Origin of the sequence: Nostoc sp. CHAB 5715 (assembly GCF_020829685.1) — a bacterium.
Taxonomy (GTDB): Bacteria; Cyanobacteriota; Cyanobacteriia; order Cyanobacteriales; family Nostocaceae; genus Nostoc.
Genome location: NZ_JAIVFR010000830.1, coordinates 1 through 3,431, shown reverse-complemented (window position 1 = coordinate 3,431; position 3,431 = coordinate 1). Strand labels below are relative to the sequence as shown.

5 protein-coding genes and 1 pseudogene are annotated in these 3,431 nt (G+C 43.8%); 1 reads left to right on the top strand and 5 read right to left on the bottom strand.

Annotated elements, in window-relative coordinates:
• The 5 genes from LC574_RS32110 to LC574_RS32090 all read right to left on the bottom strand — a co-directional run.
• A partial coding sequence (locus LC574_RS32110; RefSeq protein WP_306422188.1) for a hypothetical protein occupies positions 1-967 on the bottom strand: 967 nt, incomplete at its 3' end.
• Between the two features lie 87 nt (positions 968-1,054).
• On the bottom strand, positions 1,055-1,483 hold the full coding sequence (locus tag LC574_RS32105) for a hypothetical protein (RefSeq protein ID WP_229457650.1): 429 nt from the start codon (positions 1,481-1,483) through the stop codon (positions 1,055-1,057).
• 25 nt (positions 1,484-1,508) lie between these two features.
• The gene (locus LC574_RS32100) at positions 1,509-1,709 is read right to left on the bottom strand and encodes a hypothetical protein (RefSeq protein WP_229457649.1); all 201 of its coding nucleotides are present in this window, start codon (positions 1,707-1,709) and stop codon (positions 1,509-1,511) included.
• Entirely contained in the window at positions 1,702-2,028 is a 327-nt protein-coding gene (locus LC574_RS32095) for a hypothetical protein (RefSeq protein ID WP_229457648.1), read from the bottom strand. The genes LC574_RS32100 and LC574_RS32095 overlap by 8 nt, the downstream gene beginning before the upstream one ends.
• Positions 2,029-2,104: 76 nt before the next feature.
• The gene (locus tag LC574_RS32090) at positions 2,105-2,803 is read right to left on the bottom strand and encodes a hypothetical protein (RefSeq protein ID WP_229457647.1); all 699 of its coding nucleotides are present in this window, start codon (positions 2,801-2,803) and stop codon (positions 2,105-2,107) included.
• Positions 2,804-3,057: 254 nt separating this feature from the next.
• On the opposite strand from LC574_RS32090, the pseudogene LC574_RS32085 reads away from it, so the two are divergent.
• Positions 3,058-3,431 (top strand): annotated as a pseudogene (locus LC574_RS32085) (hypothetical protein); the annotation flags it as partial.

The following is a 3,431-nucleotide window of genomic DNA, read 5'->3' as shown; positions in this document are numbered from 1 at the left end:
TAACAGGCATAGCGAGAAAGGCGATAGTCACTGGGTACATTTCTTGTATAAAGCCCAGCCTCGGTAAAGTGATAAAGTAATACTTATGTACTATTGAAGGCGATCGCACTGTGCCAGTTGCGTAAGTCCTGTTTACTGTTTGCACCTGTTGCATCCATGCGTTGATTGCTGCTAACTCATCCATTCCGCTAGCAACAGCATTAATCACTTGCTTTTGATACGAAAGTTCGGCATCATTGGGATACTCGCACTTATCTGCTGCCCAAGCCAAACACATTGTTTTTACTAGTTCATTAATCTTGCCAATATGAAGTAGACTTGGGCGGTCAACATCTTGAAACTGCAACCACTCTTTGACCAAATCGAGTGGATAATCAAGCAAAGTACGAATATTTTTAACTCGTAAGTCTTGTGGGTGTACAGATTGCGGAACTACACTAAGTTTCGCTGGAGCTACTGGAGTTTCTGCTATAGATGGAATAGTTGAGGATGTGCCACCTAATAAAATTTGAATGTCACGAATGATTGTTGCCCAATCAGCATTTTTATTCCATTCTCTTTCAATTCTGCTTTTACTTACTGCATCGTAAAGATTACAGAAAACCGTGTTTTGTTCACCAGCAGTAGCAGCAATAATCAGTGGTTTAGAAAAATCTTGTACACTTGATGCAGCAAGAAGAAAGCTTTTGGCGAAATTAGTTTCAATACCAGTTCTTATGATATAAACTTCATCAGCACTGACTACAATATCAAGTTTGAGATTGTCTTTTCCTTGGAATTCTTTAGTCGTCAATCGCAGTTCAGACAGATAGCCAGTTAATGCTCTTTGAAAAACTGGCATGGTTTTCTCCCTGTCAATATCGTAGTGATACCACAGGTAAGATTCTCCACCTAACTCGGCATTTTTGACATATAAATAGATGGGTTCGGGAGGGTTGCATAAACCTAGTTTTATTTCAGTAACCATGTTCACCTCGATTAAAGTTTCATTGATTGGTGTTCTGTGTGCAATAATGGAAATTCTGTAGCGGGAGAAGAACTTCCGTGCGTTCATCTAAAGTAATGCCATTCCTTTAGGTGAACGCTTTTGTACTAAGCTTGAAAGTTCTCGATTGCGCTCTATCTCCCATTGCAGATAACTCAGTGCAGTTTGAGCATCAGCAATGTTTAAATCTGGGCTATATCCTAACTCCAGCAGTTGTTTGTAGTCTGGGTGTGCAGCAATTTCTAATATCAGGTTTTGGGCTTGTTCAAGTAATTGTCCGAGATTGGGGTTAGACATTTCTATGCCAAGGCGTGAACATAAATCTTCCACTTTCACACCGATGGTTCCTGGTTCAATCTCTGTGGCTAACTCTTCAAGTAGGGATTGAAAGTTAGGGTGTTCATCGTTGATTTCAATCTCAATCAAATCTGCGCTCTGTGTGACGACAGTTGCCCAATCTGGGAGAGTAGCTGAAATAGTCTTAGCGTAAAGTTTCATGATTTTCTCCTCTGGGATTAATAACCTAAAAATCCTCGGTAATCTCCAACAAAAAGCCGCGTCCCGTATTCTGTACTTGCACCAGTTCTCTATCCAGCAGTGTTTGAATCACTGAATCCGAGAATTGGAATTGAAGTCGGTGTAGAGGAACACAACCACCACAAAGCCGAATCGAACGCAGCAAATGGTTGGCTCTACGGTCAAAGCTGTTTGTAGAATTAGCCATTGGTACTACCTCCAGTGATGGCTGCTAACTGTCGGTTGAGAATATTTATCTGCTGTTGATAAAACTCAATCTCTGCGGTGATTTCTGAAAGTAATTCTTCTGGTGATAGTGGTTGGATTTGAGACTCTTGAAAGTGGAACAATTCATCAGAGTTTTTGTGAGGCATCAAGGCATAGCGCCAACCACCACCGAATTGTTCAGCTAATTCAGTACCATTCGGGTAGTAATAAAATCCCAAAATGATGCCGTCTTTAGTACGCTGTTCCAAAGCAAAGCGAGGGTAGCCCCAGTGTTGGGGGATTGATATTGTAGGTTGCATTGATTTAATGGGGATTGTAAGAATGTGGTGAGAGACGATCGCTTGACAAGTGCGATCGCTCTCGTCTGTGCAAGAATTACGCCGTTACCAACTCCCGACTTTCTGCAACTGGTGCATACTCCCGTAACAGCTCCCAGTCTTGGGCTGTCAACATTTCAAACGGTCGGTCTAGCAATTCTTCAAATGTTGGCTCAATGCTGGGTGAAGTTTTCAGCATCGACAGCGATTGAACTGCTTCCACCGCAGAGCCACAGGGTAGTTGTTGACATTCCCCAGTACGCATCACCCACCAGCCGCCATCAGTGCAGCCAACCTCGCCCAGTTTCATGTCGTTGTGGTAAATCCCATCATTGAGAATTTCAAACCCGTACTTCTCGCATTCGTTGAAAATCTGCACCATGATTTCGTTACCAGTGGAGCAAATTTCTTCTGGTAATTGCTCTTGTACTGGTAGCGTGCCTTGCTGGTACTGCTGCTTAATAAAGCTGTGGCATCTAGCAGCCGAAAGGTCGCGGAAAATCTCAGCGTTGTTTACCAGTACCCGCCAGTATAGGTTTTGGTAGTTATCGTGGTCGTAGCTAATACTGGCTACAAGGTAGTCCCCTACAAACGCCTCTTGGTCATAAAACGAGATTTCCAGAATTGTTGGAGCTTCTGCTACCTCAAGGGGTGCTGGGAATGTTTCTCTAAGCGTTCCGTCTTTGTGATGCCATTGGATGAAGCGATAGCATTTTGCCCAGGTATTAGCGCGGAATTCCTCTTTAGCGTTGACCATAACGAGCCACGGTTGGGTGACTAAATCATCGTGGTCATAAGCAATGTAGGCTATCAGTTCTTTGCCACAGTAGACCTCGTGGTGGTAGAAGTTGATTTCTACGGTTGTCAGTAGTTCGGGGGCTACGGCTTGGGAGATCGCTTGTTCGTCAACCTTCTGAAGCTTAGTGGATTGGTGGGTGAGGATTGCGTTTACCCAGGTGTCAGTAGAGCATCGGCAACAAGTAGCTTAAATATCAACCTAGAGGTGGGTTTATGGACAAATCAACCCGTAAGAGCAAAAAATCCACCTCTGCTGCTTCTGATGATTCAAAAACACCCCCTAACTCTGTAAATGAGGATATCTCCCTTCAAGAAGACCCAGCCTCAGTAACAATTACGGTTAGTGCTGTCGAAGTTCCAGAGTTGACAGAGGAGGAGCAAAGCGATCGCCTTCACCTAGAACGCCGTGTGGAAAGAGCGTTTTTTGAGGCAGGTAAGGCACTGGCAGAATTGAGGGACAGACGGCTTTATCGCTCCACGCATAAAACCTTCGAGCAATATTGCAAAGATAGGTTTGGTTACACGCGGATAGCGGCTAGTTATAAAATTGCCGCAGCGACAGTCATGGAAAATTTGTTAACCAATGG